The organism is Moorena sp. SIO3B2 (assembly GCF_010692525.1).
In the GTDB taxonomy this organism is placed as follows: domain Bacteria; phylum Cyanobacteriota; class Cyanobacteriia; order Cyanobacteriales; family Coleofasciculaceae; genus Moorena; species Moorena producens.
In genome coordinates this window covers 1-18,143 of sequence record NZ_JAAHHE010000043.1, presented here as the reverse complement: position 1 = coordinate 18,143, position 18,143 = coordinate 1, and the positions used below count along the sequence as shown (strand labels likewise).

The following is an 18,143-nucleotide window of genomic DNA, read 5'->3' as shown; positions in this document are numbered from 1 at the left end:
GCTAGGTTGAGCAAACTGGCAGGTCAAAGACTGATGTGATTGTTGATGCGATCGCGCTTATACCTGGCTGTGCTGAAAACATTCCCATCATTCAGACAATGGCTGAATTTGAGAGGAGGTTGGTGGAACGGGAGGCTGAAATTAGAGGGAAATCAAATGTCAAGTCAGCTTATGCCAGGAGAAACTCCTAATAATAATTCTGCTATGTCAGAGTTAGAGTCTGCTATTCAACGTTATACTGATGCACTGACTAAACTTGAAGACACTAGCTCGTCAGGGAGCATCCCATTTTGGCAAATATATCTTTTTAAGTGGGCGGTAGAATCACGATCATACAGCTTAATGCGGTATGTTTCTTCCAAAGTGGGATCCTTCCGCTCGCCATCAAAAGAAATAGTTCTAGAAGTTTTGACTGCTCGTGATACGGTTCAAGCAGAATTAAGCAATCAATCACAGATTCCTACAGGAAGCTTGATTAAGGTTAACGATCTAGATAACCGATTAAAGCAAGAGACTAATAAGATTACCACAGTAGTAGATCTAACTGAATGGCATTCTATTTTGAACCCTAAAGTAGACGCTTGGTGGTGGTTCTTCAAACCTCCAAAGCATCGATGGGATTATCTTGACTGGCTAGGGAAAATACTGACAGTTGTATTTCTAACATCGTCGTTGAGTTTAACCGTAGACATTTCCTCACGCTTTCTGACTGGTGGACCAGATACCGTAGGGGCTTTTGTTACTGCTACTCAAAGCGTCTTAACACTATTGGCCGGTAGAAGCGCTCTCACAAAAGCTGGACAGGATTCAATCAAACGTGCTCTTACCCGTTTGAATATTCCTAAATATTTGTGGGAAGAAGTAAGTTGTGGTATTGCCTTCAGTCTTTTACTAGTTTCTGTTACCGTTCGTTTGTCGTTACCTCACATTGCAGTGGTTTACAAAAATATTGGTGATGGATATATTTTTGATGAAAATAGTCCTCCGCGATTTGCTGCTGCTATATCAAGCTACAAACGAGCACTAGTACTAAATCCTGACTACGTTGAACCTCATTATAAATTAGGATTAGTTTATGAGGAACTACAAGAAAATAAAAAGGCTTTATCTGAATACAAAATTGCTGTACAAGATGACTTTGAAGTTGCTTATAATAACTTAGGAAGAATGTATATTCTCGACAAAAAATATTATCAGGCTAGTTCCTTGTTACTAAGAGGTCTATACCTAACTGAGAATACTGACAATGAGCAAGTGAAATACTATTTGCTTAAAAACCTGGGGTGGGCTCGGCTAAAACAAAATCGCTATGCTGAGGCAAAACGTCATCTCCAGGATGCTATTACTTTAGATAAGGAAAAGGCACCAGCTTACTGTTTGCTAGCCCAGGTACTAGAAGAAGCAGGTGACAATAATACTGCAATAATCATGAATAATTGGGCATCTTGCCTGGGATATTCCTCCAGTTATAATATAGATCAAGACAAATGGATTGACCAAGCTAGACAGCGCTTAGAAACTGGCTTAACTAAACAGTTGCCCAATAAACAATGAAACACATAGTAGCTGCTTTGACAATCGTTGGTATTACCGTTGCACAAGGTTTTACCAATAAAGTTATTGCCGATCAATTACCTGTAGGAACTGTGGACACAGCTCAGGGAGTGGGTAAGATCTTCCGCTTACCTGAAAACGTTTCCATTCCTGTATCGATAGGTGAAGAACTTTATCCTGGTGACTTCCTAAGAATAGCTAAGGGAGCTTATGTAGTCATTGAGTGCCACAACAACAACAAATGGACTATACCTGAAGGTATTTGGGTGGGCGTGAATAATGGTTGTGGGAAACCAATCAGCCGATTTAGCAACCCTCCGGAGAAGCCTGGCTTCTACCCTCCTGATGATGCTCTTGATCCATTTGGTCCTGGCAGGAGGAGGGGTGCTGGTCACAGGTAACCCGAGCTTTCCTAAGCGGAACTGTACCATATAGTGCATACAGTAGATGTAGGGTGGGCAGTGCATCAAACCGAGTCATGTGCTTGCCATCGCCAAAGTACCCACTGCCCACCCTACAATTAATCTGAGCTGACTTTTTAGGGACTTGCTTATAAAAAAAATACCAATTAAAGTAGGGTGGGCAAAGTTATCTTATCTAGAAGACTGATGTGAACCAAAATGTTTTTGCCCACCCTACAATTCATCTGAGCTGACTTTTTACCTCAATAGGGAACGCGCACCAAGAAAGCGATCGCATTTTAGAAGTTAGAAGTTAGAAGTTAGAAGTTAGAAGTTAGAAGTTAGAAGTTAGAATTCTAGATTTTTCATTCTTCATTCTTCATTCTTCATTCTTCATTCTTCATTCTAAATTCTAAATTCTAAATTCTGCCTTCAACCATCCAAATCCCCTTCCATCACAGCAGCGATCGCATCTTTAGCATTATCTTGGAATTCCTGAAAATTCACTTTACCTAGGAACCAAATTGCTACTATCATCCCTGCCGATTGGAGAGCAAACACGACACCATAAGCCAAGACTGGGGTAGTAAAAATTGCTCTACCTACATCAAGGATCACACCACCGCTGGCTACTGCTATGCCTCGTGACATGGCTTGCGCTAATCCCCATGCCCCCACAAAGGTGCCAGCCGCTTCTGCTGCGGTTAGGTCTAACATCAAACTGAGAGCTCCTGTGGTGGCGATACCAGTAGATAAACCAAATAAGAGTAAGGTTACCTTGAATAGCTGAGCATTTCCGGTAAATCCTGACATAATAATCAAGATAAAGCACATAGATACCGCTAGACAGCCTAATTGAGTGGTTTTGCGCTTACCCAAATTGGGAATTAGGAAAAAGCCAGTGGCGCTCAAGCTCATCAACATCCCAATCCCCCAAAAGCTATTCAGTAGAGAAGTTTCAGGAATTGACATATTAAAGACTTCTCCCCCATAGGGTTCTAGCACCGCTTCCTGGAGAAATAGGCTGATGGTCATGATCACCAAAAAGGTGAAAAACAGGCCAGTTTGGGGACTAGCCGTTAATAGTTTTAGGGATTGGCCCAAGGTAATCTGGTCTTCGCGATTCGCTAGGATAGAACGGGAAGAATAGCGCGAGTATTTTTTCTCGATTCCAAAGGTGGCTAATACCGCTAGCCCGAAGACGATTAAGGGTACGAAGAAAAACAGTCCAGTAATCGATGACCGCAATACTTCCAGGGATGTATCAATATTATCTAATCGCTTCAGCAAAATTTTGCTGCTGATGCCCCCAATCGCAATACCCACAGTCATCATTGACCAGGTAATACCGATTAATTTGCCACGGTTGTCTTGATCAGAAATATCCACTAATAAGGTAAAAAAGGTAGTGGAACTCATACTTAGGGCTAGACCGTATAGACCAAAAACTAGAGCCCCAAGAGCGACCCAACTATAGGCTGGAATTGACCATGTCCAACCTCCAGCCCCTTGGACGAGATTGCCCAATTGCCAGGTGATTTGTACCGCTAAGGATAGGATAATCATAAATAACCCGCTTCCCATCCAGAGGTAACCAGTACGGTGATATCCAAAGACGGGTTTAGTATCCGAGAGCTGACCAAACCATACCCGGGCTGGGGCAACAAACAGCGAAATGGCTAGGAGGTTCGCGGTAATTGAGGCTGGAATACCTAGCTCGTCGATCATCACTCGGTTGAGCACTCCTAGGGTGAGCACTGCCAAGACCCCTAATCCCATATAGAATAGACCAAGCCGGAACATGGTAAATAGATTAATCTTGGGAAGTGTTTGGTGCTTTGCTGAGGAGGGAGGCTCAGACTTGACTAAATTACTGGTTTTCATCGGTAGAGTTTTAGTTTAGGGGAGAGAGGGAATCGGGAATCGGGAATCGGGAATCGGGAATCGGGAATCGGGAATCGGGAATAGTAGGAAAGAGATCCGAGGATTGTTTGGTGTTATGACAAATCAGCATTGGGTTTCATGATCAATTTGGATATGTTATAGGTAAATGCTATAGCTAAATGGCTTAGATCAAATCCCTAAATGGGTTAGCTTAATGGGATCGATAAATGCGATTGGCCGTAGGCCACGCTACGCGAGCGCGCTCTTGGTTAGCTTAATAGAATAGGGATAGCAATTGATGTAATTGTGTTTACCAACTCAAGGCACTAATCATTGCTCAAACCTTTAGCTGATCTGCTTTTCAATTCCCTGATCCAGGGAATTTTTTTATTCTCTGTACCTAGCGCTATCAATGGGATTGGCCTTGGCCAAAAGGCCACGCTACGGGAATGGCCACGCTACGGGATGAAGCGAAGCTTCCGCGCTGGTGCGATTGACCCTAGGTCACGCTACGCGATCGCTCCCGATTCCCGACTCCCGATTCCCGACTCCCGACTCCCGACTCCCGACTCCCGAACCAGATGTAAAAAACCTACCCCTGTAAGCCACACTACCCACCCTATCAAAATCTCAAGGCATCCATTCCAACCCAATCCCCACCCGACTATCCTTATTTTCGATAGAATTCTGTTTCTCAATATCCGTAGCAAGCCGCAAATTGGGAGTAATCGCATAACCGAAGGAAAGCTTGCTTATCCCCACCTCATCACTACTGCCAATAGACACAAAACTCTGAGTGAAGGAAATATCAGCGGCACCAGTGCGAGACAAAACCAACAGCAACCGTGCTCCCACATTTACCCCATCGGTAGAGTAACCATCAGTCTCCAAATTGCGATAACCTACCATCGGGGCAATATTGAAATAACTCCCTAAGGGCCGCACATAATACCGCAAATCTACCCCAAAGGTTTCTCGCTCACCATTAAAGGAAGCCTGATAATCCCCACTAACCGTTAAGCCAGAATTACCAATAAACACATCTTCTACTCCCACATTCACCCCTGCTGCTTGTCCATTAGAGGGAAACTGGGAGTAACCCAACCGCAACCGAGTACGAAAACTGGGTTGATGGCGAATATTCTGCCAAACATCGGGCACCTCCTCTAGCCAACGCTGTAGCACCGGACTGCCTTCGATTACCTCTGGACTTAAATCCAACTCCTGGGCTGCTGAATTACCAGGAGGATCAGACTGGGGAGACTCTGGTAACTTATCTGGATTAGGCTCAGGGGGATTCCCCTGGGTTTCCTCTTGGTTGCCTGTAGTCGAGTCCGGTACTGGCACGGTTTGACTCCCAGCTCGGTAAGCAACTGTGAAGCTAAACGTTAGTCCCAGTAATCCCGTTTTTAGATACTTAAGTCCCAAATTTTTCAACACTCAACAATAAAAAATACACTAACAGAACTGACGCACCTATACCGATAAAACTTCTGTCATTCTTATATCATTTCCGGATCTAAGGGAATAGGGAGTAGGGAGTAGGGAGTAGGGAGTAGGGAGTAGGGAGTAGGGAGTAGGGAGTAGGGAGTAGGGAGTAGGGAGTAGGGAGTAGGGAGCAGGGAATCAAAAAAAAAGTGATCCTACCTAATGTAGAATCACCACAAAAACGAAGCTAACAGTTAGCGGAGCAAACTTTAGATCATAGAACCTTGTTTAGCCGTCATATCAATGGGCTTAATCAGGTACAATTTCAGGAGCTGCCAGGCATTAGACATGTATAGGGGCAACTTCTGGAATATTTGCAAGAACTTGGGCGTATTTGAGTTAGCGATCGCTCTCAGCTTATCATTATTCCGGACACAAATCTCTAGACGCTCATAAAATTCCGGATGGTCTACATCCAAAATAACTGGGAAGACCCGTCCTGAGGTGTCATTAGTCTTCTCAATCACATACTTATCATACTCACGAGCATCTAAACCAATTGAGGCATAGAATCCATACCGCTGAACATCATTCAGATACATAGTGGCAAACACCGACAGCAAGAAGAATCGGGACCAAAGCTTAGCCTTCCAGTCATTCAGCGTATCCGGCTGGGCTCTCATCAGCGCATCAAAGAAATCCCCGTGACGGTTTTCATCCTGACACCAGTTTTCAAAGAAGCGGAAAATTGGATAGACCCGGTCTTCAGGATGCGCTTCTAAATGGCGATAGATAGTAATATACCGCCAATAGCCAATCTTCTCAGACAGATAAGTAGCGTAGAAAATAAACTTCGGCTGAAAGAAGGTGTACTTCTTGCTCTTAGTCAGGAATCCCAAATCCAGCTGTAGATTGAAATCTGACATGGCCTTGTTCAGGAATCCCGAATGACGTGCTTCATCACGAGACATCAGGGTAAAGCACTCTGCCAGCACAGGATTTTTATTCTTTAAGCGCCGTCCCAATTCCTTATACAGCAAGAAACCAGAGAATTCCGCTGTACAGGAACGTTCCAGAAACTCAACAAATAACCGGCGTTTTTCCCCATCAATATGGTCCCAGGATTGATTAAACTCCTCATCCCGGACAAAATGGTGACGATTGTAGTCAGCTCGAAACTCTTCCAGGATGGCTTCGAGTTCATCCTGATTAGGCGAGAGGTCCATCTTCGCCATTGCTTCAAAGTCAGTAGTGTAGAACCGGGGAGTTAGGATCGTGTCCTTGGCCGGAACTTTTATACCGGGTCGGATTTCATCAAAATCAGGTTTTTTAAGGGAATCTACCATCTTAAGCTCTTGCTTGCTTGTTATAGTTGCTTACCATTCTCGGTGCCCTGGTGTGGCCATATCCGGGTTACTCAACCCACGCCCAAACCCAAGACTGATCATATAGCAATCGGGATCAGCTCGTGAAACCGAGAAAGATTCCCCAAACAGGGAACACAAGGCAACACCTTGTCCCAGGGTCAGTTTCACCAATCAATGACGATTGCTATCTATTGCTATATATATATTGCTTTCTGAGTTTACCAGGGTATTGGTGATCTCAAGCGCTTTTTTTTGTTAAGAGTTACAACGTAATTTAAAGTTTTATCACATTTTGCCCCTGCCGTAGCTTAAACCTGAACCCTTAAGCAAACCTGAAAGCTTAAGCAAACCTGAAGTCTAAAAGCTGTTACATAACTTAAAGAAAATAATTAATTAATAAAGTTATTTAATAAAGTTATTCAATCAAGTTATTACCTTTTTCGTTATCATCTTTATAGTTTTGACCTAAAAATGGGGATTGTCAAGGGGGAACCGTTCCGACTCCCCCTTTTTTTTAGCTCCAAAGTTTGCCGATGCTGAATGTTGACGTTACATTTAATAAATATTGCTTCCATATAATTGACAATTAAGATAATCTATTTTAGATTTTATTAATGATTGAGCATTGATTTTTATTCCATTGCTTACTAATATAGATATTGTCGCTATACCGCCGTTTTAATGTTCGATTATTTATCTGGATAAATTTGGATACACAACTTTTATAATTCAATTATAATTCAAAAAACTTGTAGTTATTTGTAGTTAACAAAAAGGGTAAATCAACTTATGTCAGCGATTGAATCAAGTCAATTGACACCGGCTCAACGTGATGAATTCAAAGAAGTATTTGATTTGTTTGACGCTGATAGTAATGGGTCTCTAACTAGAGAAGAGTTAGCCAATGCTATGGGGTCTCTGGGAATGACTCTAACCGATGAAGAACTAGAAGCGGTCTTGATCAAGACCGATGCCGACTTAAGTGGAACTATCGAATTTCCTGAATTTGCGGAATGGGTAGTCAACAAGGTAGACCTCACTTCCCAAGATGATCTACGGGAAATCTTTTCCCTGATTGATTTAGATGGCAATGGTTCTATCTCACTCGATGAATTACGTCAATTGTTGGACTCGTTGAAGGTTAATCTTGGGGAAGATGAACTGACGACACTCATTGCCAAAGCAGACAGTGACAACAATGGTGTGATTGACTACAATGAATTCCTGGAAAGTGATGAACTTTGGAGTCAAATCAAGTTAACAGTTGGTGTCACCCGTTCCTTTAAGGAAATTCTAAAGCAGTATACCCAACTGGCTGAAAATCCTCAAGCAGGGTTCGGCACCATTAATCCCCTACCCTATGGTAAAGAAAATGCCGCCAAAATGGGATATGACGTATCCCAACTTCCTGAGCAAGTTTGGGAGTCTTCCTGTATGTGCGGTAATTCTTTTTCCCTTGGCTCGATTAACCAAGGTGAAACCGTTGTCGATTTAGGATGTGGTGCCGGTGCTGACCTTTGTGTTGCTGCTAGTTTGGTAGGTGAAACCGGGAAAGTCATTGGTGTAGATATGACCGCTGCAATGGTGAAAAAAGCCCGTGAAAATGCCGAATTATGTAACTTCACGACTATTGAAGTGATTAAAGCACCCTTTGATATGGGCAAACACGAAGACATTCCCGAAAGTGTAGCGGATGTGGTCATTGCCAATGGGACATTTAACTTATCACCTCGTAAGAAATGTGCTTTTGTCCAAGCCTATAATTGCTTGAAACCAGGGGGTAGGTTTTATTTGGTGGATGTAGTTCGCCAAGGCAATTCTGAGTCAGAAATACAAGAAGGGAGTTGGTGCGATTGTGTAGCAGGCGCTATACCTATTTCCAAAGTCTTAGAACTAATGGCATCAGTTGGATTTGTCGAATGTGAACATGTCGGCTTCACCGGTTACCGCACCTCTGACTATACAGTCACAGCTACTTTCCGAGCTAAAAAAGCCGACTAGTTTAAACAGAAGAATTGCTGTAAGCATTCAGCTATCAGCTATCAGCTATCAGCTATCAGCTATCAGCTTATGGGCTACTGTTCGCGCAGCGTGCGCGTAGCGAATCGGTGCTTTTGAATAAAATAAGCACCTCAAGTAGCGTGAGCCTTGGCCTATGGCCACGCTACGCGAATGGCTGACGGCTGACGGCTGACGGCTGATAGCTGAATGCTTACGAATTGTTATTCATTTCCGCAAGAACCTGGAGTACCACTTTATCTAACTCCGCAATAATAGTATCGAGGAACCAACTACCATCTAAGTTTTCAGCAATCCATGGATCCATGACCACTGATCGCATCACCGTGATTTCCTTATCTTGTTCAGAATTTACAGGCTCTGGAAGTTGTAACAACCGTTGTTTGTAATTATTGAAAAACTCTTCTCCGTAATAATCTTTTTGAAAGTCTGTGGTGCTAACTAGCACATTATACTGGGCATTAACATCTTCGCCTTCTTCTTCTGGAAGCACTAGTTTCAAACTGATCCGATCATAGATCTGGCGATTGAAGTCATTCGCTGCTTCTAAGTCTTGGTTCCAACTCCCATCACTGTTCTTGAAATTAAAAGCATAAGTGAGAATATTCAGGTCTGCTCCTGTCTCCTTCAGCAATTCTAGGGCTTCGGTATCCTCACCATTCAAGATCTCTTTAGGACGCTTTCCAGCTAACAGGCTGCGTAGCTTGTCTCTGAATTCTTTTTCACTGGCATAATTGCTAATTGGTCCTTCTGGGTCTTCTATTGGTACTGGAAAGACGCCATAGCCTTTGCCTGGATCCTCATTCAGCTCCAGCAGCTTCCAGTGGAACATTTTGCAGTTGTATAAGGTTCGACCAAGGATTTTGCCGTATCCTGAGGGTTCTGGTGGGATAACCTTATGGCTTAGGTATACTCCTGCTGCTGCGGCACCGGGTTTCGACCCTTCAATGCCGTAAGTTCCTAAAAGATATTCATCTTGTCCTTCAGAGCCTTCACCGGTATTGGTGTAGGGAGCCTCGAAGGCAATTAGACTCCGCATCAACATGTTCCGATAGCACAGTGCCCCGGCTGGATAAGGCATGTAACCAGTCTTATGAGGGTCTACTGTAACTGTATCTGTTCGGTAAAGGTTATCGTATTGTGCATACACATAATCGCTCATGGGCAGCACAGGCACTGGTTCATCAGCCTCTGTGCTGACGGGTACAGCCTTCGTTTCCAGCATTGCAGCAAAATAGCCACCCCATGCCGCATCAGCATGTACAGCGAATTCAATGTTTTGGAGGTGATACTTATTGTCCCGTAGATCCAAAACTGTCTTGATTGGATCGACGTTTCCTTCTTCCGTGGTACCAAGTACTGCTACCACCGCTATCACTGGCCGATTTTCGCTTAGACACTTATCTATCTGTTCTTCCAAAATAGTAGAGTTCATCCGTCCATGGATATCAAGGGGAATGCTCCGCATTTGGTTTGCTCCTACACCCAGGATGGCTGCTCCCTTGGGCAAAGAGTAATGCTTGGAACCCGGTACAAAGATCACCGGCGTCTGGATATCAGTATCTTGCAAAAATATGTTGGTAAAGTCTACGAAACCCAGGTTTTGGAGAGTGTAGGGAGAGATGGCTTCTGTGACTGTGTCTGGTTGAATTTGATATTCATTTAGCAATCTCTCTGATAGAGCCAGAACCTCATCTATCCCCAAGTTCAAGGTTGACCAAGGATCTAAGGTAGCCAGTTTAGCCTCGTCTCCTGATGGCAGTTTTACCATCATGTCGCGGGCTGCATAAAGAGGCGAATTGGAATCATTGAGGGGCTTTTGTAAGGAGAGGGGATAATACTTTAAGTTACGTGCAGCCCAAAGCGCCTCAATATTAGCCGTTGAACCACCGCAAGTCAGGTGCCCCCAGGGCTCTGGGATGCCTTCAGTATCGTATTGATAGCCAACCATCTCGCAGATGTCTTTAGCCGCCTCAACTTCTAAGACCGTGGTGAAGGGGGCCGCTTCAATAGCAGTATTGTTCTGGTTATAGAGCATCCCAGCAAAGTAGCCAGCCATTCCGGCTAGAGTCTGGTCCCAGAGCATGTGTCCCTGATAGCGCATGCTGAAAAACGGACCTGAATTCCGGAGCTCCTTCAGAAGCTCGTTCAATTCTGTACGCAGTAACTCTACTGCTTCTATGTAACCAGGATCGTCTTTAACTTCATCTGGAATTGGGGAAGGATCTTCAGGATGGAAGTTGTTGCGCCAATCAATGTGATCGGAAAGGGCTTGGGTAATCAGCTCTTGGAAAAGAGCAGCATTTTCACCCTTGGGTCCTAAAAACCAAGATTCCACATTGCGCTTAGTTTCACCCTCACCACCGAGCATTTCTTCTAGGCGCTGACGTATAGGTTTTACACGTTCCTGAATCTTACGGATTTTACGAAATATCGTTAACTTACCAACAACATTCCGTAATTTATTCAATCCGCTCCCTTTATAGTTTTCCATTGAGTTAATCAGCCTTTTTTGATATATGCCACGTCAATATTACAGTTAAATAAATCACTGAATATTCTTTAGTCATAAAAATTTACGGTTATCAATTAGACATCTCCAAAAATTAACCTCAAACCCTTGCACTGCCTGGGTCAAAACCGAGTTTCTGGAGATGTCTATTGGGTGAGGTACATGTTTTTAGGGAGTAGGGAGCAGCGGATCCCCCCTAACCCCCCGCGCGGAAGGGGGGAAAGGAATAGGGAATAGGGAATAGGGAATAGAGAAAAAATTATGTTTACCTCATAAGTAAGATAAACCCTAGAAATACACCCCTTTTCTTAATCTTTGGGTTGTTGATGATGAATTATGAAAAAATCTCTACCTTACAAACTCCGTTCCCTGCTAGGGGAATAGGGAGAAAATCCTGTGTAGTTCATTACTATTAAAAACGCTATCTACTCCAATTGAGTATCTGTAAGCGTTCGCGTAGCGTGGCCTACGGCCAATCGCATTCTTTCTTTTGATCCCATTTGTTTGATTGAAGCTGACAGGATTCCAAAAAATTATCAGCACCCTGTAATTTCGGTAATCCCTATCTTTTAATAGGGGTAAGACTTTTAGAGCTATCCCCTGGAAAAGAATCATGAAAAATTGCTTCTCGTTTAATTAGGTCAAGTTTCATCGATTCATCAATTCCTAAGTTATTTCCAAATCGGGATTTGTTCACGATAGCACGACTAAGCTTGGCATCACTGAGGTCAGCATAAATCAGGTAGGCATCACTGAGGTCAGCATAAATCAGGTAGGCACCCCTCAGGTAGGCATGACTTAGGTTGGCACTACTGAGGTAGGCACCACTCAGGTAGGCTTCACTGAGATCCGCTTCACTGAGATCCGCTTCAGTCAGGTCGGCAAAAATCAGGTTGGCATCCTTTAGATTAGCACGAATCAAGTCAGCACTACTGAGGTCAGCTTCACTGAGGTCGGCACCAATCAGGTTGGCATCACTGAGGTCAGCATCACTCAGGTCAACACCGTTTAAGTCTCGACCCACAGCTCCACGGCTAGCAATCTCTTCCACTAGACGCCATTTCTGATCAAACTCGTTATTTTGATCATCCTCTGAACTTGTGCTCAAAATTTCAATATCTTGAACAGGAAAACCCCTTAATTCTTTGAGTTCTCCTGATTCTATGCAAGATCTAAGCCGTTCGATATCCTCTGGAGACCCCTCTACAATTAATCGGATGCTGCCTGGTTCAATATCAATAATGTTTATACTGTCTCCTGAATAGGCTCGTAAAATAGATTGAATAAAGTCTAAATTTTCAACTGAATCTATATGCCCTTCTAATACGATAACAGCTTTAATTGTTTGACTTTTTTTATCGATTACAGTCACTTTGCGCCTAAGTGCTTGCCCTTGCTGCATCCCCTCCACTAGCTCTGACCTACTACCATCATTTCTGCTTAGCGGTTCTGATCGGTTTTCCTCTGCTATTTCCGCAATTTCTCTCCAGTTTAGTTTCAGAGCCTGGCATATCCGTTTAAAGGAATCCAGCTGAATTGGCTTGGATTGAAAAAACTTTGTTACTGTAGTGCGACCTATAAGTTGTGACTTTGCAAACTTACTTTTAGACTCAAATCCTAGCCTGATTAAAGCGCTTTCCGCTTTTTCTATACCTTCTGAAGAGGCGGTGATAGTTAGTTTTTTATTTTTTTTACCTGGGCTACAATCTTTCATCGTCTGGCTAATTATTTATAAATATAGTAATAACTATAATTTTTTTTTCGTGGCTGAATTAAAGTATTAATTTAGATAGTATTGTTTTGGTAAAGCCCCCTAAATCCCCCAACTTTGCGGTGCGACCCAAGGGCGATTTACTCGCCCATTGGAAAGCGCACCGGGGGGACTTGTCTTGATGCAGTCGCTCATGGGGGAAACCCCCAAGACCGCGCTGCATCGCTTGAAAGTTTTGTTCCCCCCAAAATTGGGGGGCTAGGGGGGCGGAATCATATCCAGAATCAGCAACGCCGTTTTTTTATAATTCAATGGAGTAAGCGATGCAGCCCTAAATCACCAAACTCAATAATTCCCTGACCTGAAGTTTCCTATTCCCTGCCGCCAGCGCCATAACCTTTAGCGCAATCACAACTCAGTCACAAGGCAATCAAACAAAAGCCAAATCATATTAGCAACTAATCCATTGTCCAGTCAAGGTTTCAGTTTTTGTCGGTCACCATTAAAAGTAGCAGTCAAGCGTACCAGTTACAACAAAAACCTATGGCTCATAAAACTCTGACAATCAAAGAAATGGTTCAAGCTGCTATTATCTCCATATTACTTGGGGGGTCACTTACCCTAGCCGTCATGGATGAAGAGTACCGCCCCACGTTTATGGATATGGCAAAAATAGGACTTGGAGGCTATCTGGGACTTTCACTACCTAAGTCTAAAGGGAAATAAAGTTATAGCGCTAGTATAGGGAACAGGGAACAGGGAACAGGGAACAGAACCTGACACTTTTTTAGAGGTTGTCTGGGAAGTTTTATTTGCTACATCGAAGCCCCCGTTGGTCCCCCGAGCGAGCAATCCCCTCGGGGGACTTTTACCATAAAATTGATTCTTGTTCCCCCCAGAATTGGGGGGCTAGGGGGGCAAAATTAAGTATAAAAAAACTTTTCAGATATCCTATTATATGTCAAACTTATCAATACACCCCTGTTCTTAATCTTTGGGTTTTAGATGATGAATGCTGAACAAACGTCTATCCAACAGATCAGTACAGAGTATATTGCTATAGACCCTGACTTTTGTGGTGGTAAACCTCGCATTATTGGCACTATAATGCCTGTCGCAACTATTGCCAAAATGTATTTGGAGATGGGAGAATCCTTAGAAGAAATTGCCTCTGAGTATAATTTATCTAAGGCAGCGGTTTATGCGGCAATGGCCTATTATTACGATCATCGGGAAGAAATTGACCGCCATACCGCAGAAAGTGCAGCGTTTGTGGAAGAAATGAAGCGCAATAGTCCCCCTTCTCCTTTAGAATCACGATTGAGGGCTATTCGGGGTGAGTAGTCGGATTTATGAAGTATATACTCCAGAGGACATGGTTGGGCGTATTGAGTATCTGTAAGCGTTCGCAAAAGCGCGGAAGCTGAGGCCGTAGGCCACGCTTTGCGAACGCGTGACTCGCGTAGCGTGGCCTACGGCCAATCGCATTTTTTTGGTTGATGCGATCGCATTTTTTTGCGGGAATCCCTATTTTTCACTAGGAGTAAGACTTAGGGAAGTGTGGGCAGATGGTGGATATTTTTATTAAGGGTAATTATCCTGACATGATATAAAGCTATGGGAGTAGTTTTTAGTGCTATGATAAAGCCATGCAGCACCCATTCCCTTTTTTCTATTATTTTGGCGCAGCCCTATAAGATTTAGCCCTAGTAAAACTACGGAATATAGCGCTACGCGAAAGGCAAAAGGCAAAAGGCAAAAGGCAAAAGTTCAGTATATAGCTTTTCAGCTTGTATCAATGTCGTAACCTTGTCGTAACCTTAATGGGTAGTGCTATAAAACAATTCTAAAAACCTAAAAAAATGGCGTTGCTGAATCAAGGAATGAATATGAGTGGGGTGGGCATCCTGCCTGCCCGGGAATTGTAACGGGCAAGATGCCCATTCCACAAAACTCTTCAAATCATTCCATTGTTAAGCAATGCCGAATTTAATAGTTCTCTATTTTAGAGACTTGAAAGTCTGGGAAAAAGCCCTTGGCCAAAGGCCACGCTACGCGCATAAGCACCTCAAGTAGCGTGCGCTTAGCGCTTAAGCTGATACGCGACACGCTGATAGCTGATAGCTTACAATCTACCTAAGCTTTATCCAAGAATAACTAATTCCACATTAGCCACTTCTGAGCATTTAGCCGTTGTATAGTGTAATGAACCATTAGATCAAGAGTCACTCTCCGTTCATCAATCATAAAAGACTCGATTGTACTAGGGTTAACACCATTAGCTGAGGCCGAAAAAGCCTTTTGTTTTTTAATATCTTCGTCTAGGAAATAAACGTTAAATTTACGTTGCCCATTTTGCCAACTACCCATTACTTGCCAACAGTCATCCATTTGACTCAAACTCGGAATGGGGATTTTCTGTTTAGCAAACGTCACATCTACATCATCAATACCTTGTTTGGCAAAAGCAGTCTTAAGGGCTGGCACATAATGTTGTTCCACAAATTCAGTAAAGGGTTTCTTTTCAATTGCTGGTGGTTTGGCTTTTTTAGCTTTTGCCTCTGTAGCCGCAGGGGCCTTAGCCGCAGGAGCCTTAGCCGCTGGTTTCTCTTCTGATTTTTCAGCAGGCTTTTTGGCCGCAGGGGCCTTAGCCTGCGGTTTTTCTGCTGATGTATCAGAAGGAGTATTCGCTTCCTCAGGGTTAGGCAAGGGTTGGGTTTCTTCCGCCATAGCTTACGTAAGTCGTTATCTTTACTGTGGATAATCCTATCTTACTGGCGAAGGGCTAGACAGATGCCTCGGGAATCGGGAGTCGGGAATCGGGAATCGGGAGTCGGGAGCGGTGCGACCCGTGGCGAATTTAATTCGCCTACGGAAAGCGCACCGAGGGAGTCGGGAGTCGGGAAAAGCGGGAAAAGCGGGAAAAGCGGGAAATGGGCAGAATTCTCCGGACTTGAGCTAAACGCGATTGGCGGTAGGCCACGCTACGCGAACGCATTTGTCAGTAGCTTTAGTATAGCGCTTTCTAACCTAATGAGGTACACAGGATTTTTTCCCTCTTGCCTCTTGCCTGTTCCCGATTCCCGATTCCCGATTCCCGATTCCCTATCGCTAGCTTTTTTCTCTTGGGAGAGAATTAACCGCTAACACCTGATGCTCCAGAGGATGGCAAAGCTGAGGGAATTATACTAAAGTATATGAGTACTGAAAATTAATCCTAAAAAAATTAATTATCAGATTTAATAGCATGTCAATAATGTAAGCATTCAGCCATCAGCCGTCAGCCGTCAGCCGTCAGCCGTCAGTTTTGTGGCACAGGCTTTGGCCTTGGCCTTTCGGCCACGCTACGCGAATGGCCACGCTGTGCGAACGACGCTGGGAGGTGACTTTACTCAGCATTATTCCAATGCTTACTTGTTTTATTCAAAAGCACCTCAAGTAGCAACTCAAGTAGCGCATTAGCTGATACGCGACACGCTGATAGCTGAATACTCACTCAATAATGCTATAGCATTAATTGTATTATCAATAGTATTTGAATTTAGGGTGTTTGAAAATTGTTGATAATCCCCGTTGGAGCCAGGGTAAATCTACTAAACCGAAAAACAAATCATAAACAACTAACAAGAAAAAACTAACAACTAATCTATATGGTCTGGTCAGAGCAACAGCTGTTACATGGTGGTAAATACAAGATCGAGAAAATTCTTGGACGTGGAGCGTTTGGAATTACCTACAAAGCAGTCCATCAGTTACTCAATCAAGATGTTGTAATTAAAACACCACACGAAAGCCTGAGATTGGCTCCAGACTACCCCAACTATGGAGAACAATTTATCAAGCAAGGACAACTGCTGGCTCAACTGTCTGCTGACCTTGAATCCCTGGTCCAGGTCAGAGACTTGTTTCAAGAAGGAGATACCTACTTCCTAGTGATGGATTTTATTTCCGGGGAAAGTTTGTGGAAGTTGGTACAACGCACAGGACCATTACCTGAAACTGATGCAGTAGAGTACATCACTCAAATTGGGTCAGCGTTGAATCTAATCCATGGAGTAGGGCTGGTGCATTTAGATATCAGCCCTCATAATATCGTGGTCAGTAACAGTGGCAAACCGGTATTGATTGACTTTGGGATTCCTGGGGATATACTCCGAGATAGTAATGTGTCGAGCCATATTGACAATAAACCATTTCGACCCTACGAGCTATACTACCAAGGCAGTCGTCACGCCACGGTGGATGTCTACTCTCTAGCGGCTTCGATGTACCATGCCGTAACCGGGCTAAGTCCTACCGAGTCAATTTACCGCAAGTATGACGGTGAAGAGCTGGTGCCACCAAACCAACTGGTTCCTAGTATTAGCGATCGCTTAAATCAAGTAATTCTCCAAGGCATGGCCTTAGAGCCAAAAGACCGTCCTCAGTCAGTCCACGAATGGTTACAGCCCGTGACTGAAAACGATTATTTCATCTCTTTGAGTGAAGCTGATGACCTTAGTTCTGATGTAGGAGTAGATTACCGCCCATTACGGGATTTACTAATCCGTAGAAAGTGGCAAGAGGCAGATCAAGAAACTCTCGCCGTTATGCTCAAAGCAGCAGGACGAGAAGAAGAAGGCTGGCTTGACATCCCAGATATCAACACCTTTCCTTGTACAGACCTCTGTACTCTCAACAGCCTCTGGGTAAAGTACAGCCATGGGCGCTTTGGCTTTAGTGTACAGAAGCGAATCTGGCAGAGCATAGTCACCGAGAGTGTGCAGGTAACTCCTGGTGCCGATTATGACTATGAAACTTACTGTCGCTTTGGCGATCAACTTGGATGGCACACCAACGAAAAGTGGCTAGATTACGTTGACCTCCCCTTCACCCTCAATGCTCCCCAGGGGCATCTACCAGTCAGCTATGTCGGATTCTTTTCCGGTTGGGCATACTTTGCCTTTTTCATGGGTGGCGTATCTCTCTTCTCTCGCCTTGAGATATGTAGTATTTAGCAGTGTTTATAGCAGTTTGTAATTCGGTCTGGGTGTTAGGGAATCGGGAATCGGGAATCGGGAATCGGGAATCGGGAGTAGGGAGTAGGGAATCGGGAAACAAGACTGTGTACCTGATTAGGCTAAAAACCGCTAAATAATATGGGTGTGGCTCTTTTGGAAAGACGTTTGGTCAGGTTTAGAGAGGTATCGGAAGAGTAGGAGGAGCAGTAATAGAGCAACGAGCTTGAATTAGTCGTTTCATCAAAGGAAGGCCATCTTTGTACAAAG

General features: G+C 43.8%; 16 protein-coding genes. 8 read left to right on the top strand and 8 right to left on the bottom strand.

The window, feature by feature from the left end:
- Positions 1-156 precede the first annotated feature (156 nt).
- Complete coding sequence (locus F6K38_RS13090) at positions 157-1,554, top strand: tetratricopeptide repeat protein (RefSeq protein ID WP_229414760.1); 1,398 nt, start codon at positions 157-159, stop codon at positions 1,552-1,554.
- Positions 1,551-1,955: a hypothetical protein gene (locus F6K38_RS13085; protein ID WP_008190060.1), complete on the top strand. Its 405-nt coding sequence runs from the start codon at positions 1,551-1,553 to the stop codon at positions 1,953-1,955. Before F6K38_RS13090 ends, F6K38_RS13085 begins: the two co-directional genes overlap by 4 nt.
- A gap of 432 nt (positions 1,956-2,387) precedes the next feature.
- Here the strand turns inward: F6K38_RS13085 and F6K38_RS13080 are convergent, their stop codons facing one another.
- The 4 genes from F6K38_RS13080 to F6K38_RS13065 form a co-directional block, all read right to left on the bottom strand.
- Complete coding sequence (locus F6K38_RS13080) at positions 2,388-3,839, bottom strand: BCD family MFS transporter (protein ID WP_008190057.1); 1,452 nt, start codon at positions 3,837-3,839, stop codon at positions 2,388-2,390.
- 630 nt (positions 3,840-4,469) lie between these two features.
- Entirely contained in the window at positions 4,470-5,279 is an 810-nt protein-coding gene (locus F6K38_RS13075; protein WP_008190056.1) for a hypothetical protein, read from the bottom strand.
- Positions 5,280-5,536: 257 nt separating this feature from the next.
- Positions 5,537-6,613, bottom strand: a complete 1,077-nt coding sequence (gene acsF, locus F6K38_RS13070) for a magnesium-protoporphyrin IX monomethyl ester (oxidative) cyclase (RefSeq protein ID WP_008190054.1) — start codon at positions 6,611-6,613, stop codon at positions 5,537-5,539.
- A gap of 30 nt (positions 6,614-6,643) precedes the next feature.
- Positions 6,644-6,802, bottom strand: a complete 159-nt coding sequence (locus tag F6K38_RS13065) for a hypothetical protein (protein WP_154659956.1) — start codon at positions 6,800-6,802, stop codon at positions 6,644-6,646.
- Between the two features lie 621 nt (positions 6,803-7,423).
- Here F6K38_RS13065 and F6K38_RS13060 point away from each other — a divergent pair.
- Positions 7,424-8,635 (top strand): EF-hand domain-containing protein, encoded by a 1,212-nt coding sequence (locus F6K38_RS13060; RefSeq protein WP_008190052.1) that lies wholly within the window; start codon positions 7,424-7,426, stop codon positions 8,633-8,635.
- A 211-nt stretch (positions 8,636-8,846) separates the two neighbouring features.
- On the opposite strand, the gene F6K38_RS13055 is transcribed toward F6K38_RS13060, so the two are convergent.
- Together F6K38_RS13055 and F6K38_RS13050 are read right to left on the bottom strand one after the other, a co-directional pair.
- Entirely contained in the window at positions 8,847-11,147 is a 2,301-nt protein-coding gene (locus F6K38_RS13055; RefSeq protein WP_008190051.1) for a pyridoxal phosphate-dependent decarboxylase family protein, read from the bottom strand.
- 580 nt (positions 11,148-11,727) lie between these two features.
- The gene (locus F6K38_RS13050) at positions 11,728-12,879 is read right to left on the bottom strand and encodes a pentapeptide repeat-containing protein (protein ID WP_008190049.1); all 1,152 of its coding nucleotides are present in this window, start codon (positions 12,877-12,879) and stop codon (positions 11,728-11,730) included.
- Positions 12,880-13,419: 540 nt separating this feature from the next.
- Here F6K38_RS13050 and F6K38_RS13045 point away from each other — a divergent pair.
- Entirely contained in the window at positions 13,420-13,602 is a 183-nt protein-coding gene (locus F6K38_RS13045) for a hypothetical protein (protein WP_008190047.1), read from the top strand.
- A 282-nt stretch (positions 13,603-13,884) separates the two neighbouring features.
- Positions 13,885-14,220 (top strand): DUF433 domain-containing protein, encoded by a 336-nt coding sequence (locus tag F6K38_RS13040; protein WP_008190045.1) that lies wholly within the window; start codon positions 13,885-13,887, stop codon positions 14,218-14,220.
- An 813-nt stretch (positions 14,221-15,033) separates the two neighbouring features.
- Here F6K38_RS13040 and F6K38_RS13035 read toward each other — a convergent pair.
- On the bottom strand, positions 15,034-15,606 hold the full coding sequence (locus F6K38_RS13035; protein WP_008190043.1) for a DUF2996 domain-containing protein: 573 nt from the start codon (positions 15,604-15,606) through the stop codon (positions 15,034-15,036).
- A gap of 63 nt (positions 15,607-15,669) precedes the next feature.
- On the opposite strand from F6K38_RS13035, the gene F6K38_RS13030 reads away from it, so the two are divergent.
- The 3 genes from F6K38_RS13030 to F6K38_RS13020 all read left to right on the top strand — a co-directional run bounded on the left by F6K38_RS13030 (position 15,670) and on the right by F6K38_RS13020 (position 17,873).
- Entirely contained in the window at positions 15,670-16,023 is a 354-nt protein-coding gene (locus F6K38_RS13030; protein WP_008190041.1) for a hypothetical protein, read from the top strand.
- Positions 16,024-16,185: 162 nt separating this feature from the next.
- Positions 16,186-16,338, top strand: coding sequence for a hypothetical protein (locus tag F6K38_RS13025; RefSeq protein WP_154659955.1), 153 nt, complete (start codon positions 16,186-16,188; stop codon positions 16,336-16,338).
- A gap of 188 nt (positions 16,339-16,526) precedes the next feature.
- A complete protein-coding gene (locus tag F6K38_RS13020; RefSeq protein WP_008190038.1) occupies positions 16,527-17,873 on the top strand; it encodes a serine/threonine-protein kinase in 1,347 nt (448 codons plus the stop codon).
- Here F6K38_RS13020 and F6K38_RS13015 read toward each other — a convergent pair.
- Positions 17,824-17,976: a hypothetical protein gene (locus F6K38_RS13015; RefSeq protein ID WP_154659954.1), complete on the bottom strand. Its 153-nt coding sequence runs from the start codon at positions 17,974-17,976 to the stop codon at positions 17,824-17,826. The two genes, F6K38_RS13020 and F6K38_RS13015, sit on opposite strands and share 50 nt — an antisense overlap.
- Positions 17,977-18,143 lie beyond the last annotated feature (167 nt).

Coding starts and splice junctions, on each gene's coding strand:
- F6K38_RS13090 (WP_229414760.1), top strand. CDS start 157: ATGTCAAGTCAGCTTATGCCAGGAGAAACTCCTAATAATAATTCTGCT.
- F6K38_RS13085 (WP_008190060.1), top strand. CDS start 1,551: ATGAAACACATAGTAGCTGCTTTGACAATCGTTGGTATTACCGTTGCA.
- F6K38_RS13080 (WP_008190057.1), bottom strand. CDS start 3,839: ATGAAAACCAGTAATTTAGTCAAGTCTGAGCCTCCCTCCTCAGCAAAG.
- acsF (WP_008190054.1), bottom strand. CDS start 6,613: ATGGTAGATTCCCTTAAAAAACCTGATTTTGATGAAATCCGACCCGGT.
- F6K38_RS13060 (WP_008190052.1), top strand. CDS start 7,424: ATGTCAGCGATTGAATCAAGTCAATTGACACCGGCTCAACGTGATGAA.
- F6K38_RS13055 (WP_008190051.1), bottom strand. CDS start 11,147: ATGGAAAACTATAAAGGGAGCGGATTGAATAAATTACGGAATGTTGTT.
- F6K38_RS13050 (WP_008190049.1), bottom strand. CDS start 12,879: ATGAAAGATTGTAGCCCAGGTAAAAAAAATAAAAAACTAACTATCACC.
- F6K38_RS13045 (WP_008190047.1), top strand. CDS start 13,420: ATGGCTCATAAAACTCTGACAATCAAAGAAATGGTTCAAGCTGCTATT.
- F6K38_RS13040 (WP_008190045.1), top strand. CDS start 13,885: ATGAATGCTGAACAAACGTCTATCCAACAGATCAGTACAGAGTATATT.
- F6K38_RS13035 (WP_008190043.1), bottom strand. CDS start 15,606: ATGGCGGAAGAAACCCAACCCTTGCCTAACCCTGAGGAAGCGAATACT.
- F6K38_RS13030 (WP_008190041.1), top strand. CDS start 15,670: ATGCCTCGGGAATCGGGAGTCGGGAATCGGGAATCGGGAGTCGGGAGC.
- F6K38_RS13020 (WP_008190038.1), top strand. CDS start 16,527: ATGGTCTGGTCAGAGCAACAGCTGTTACATGGTGGTAAATACAAGATC.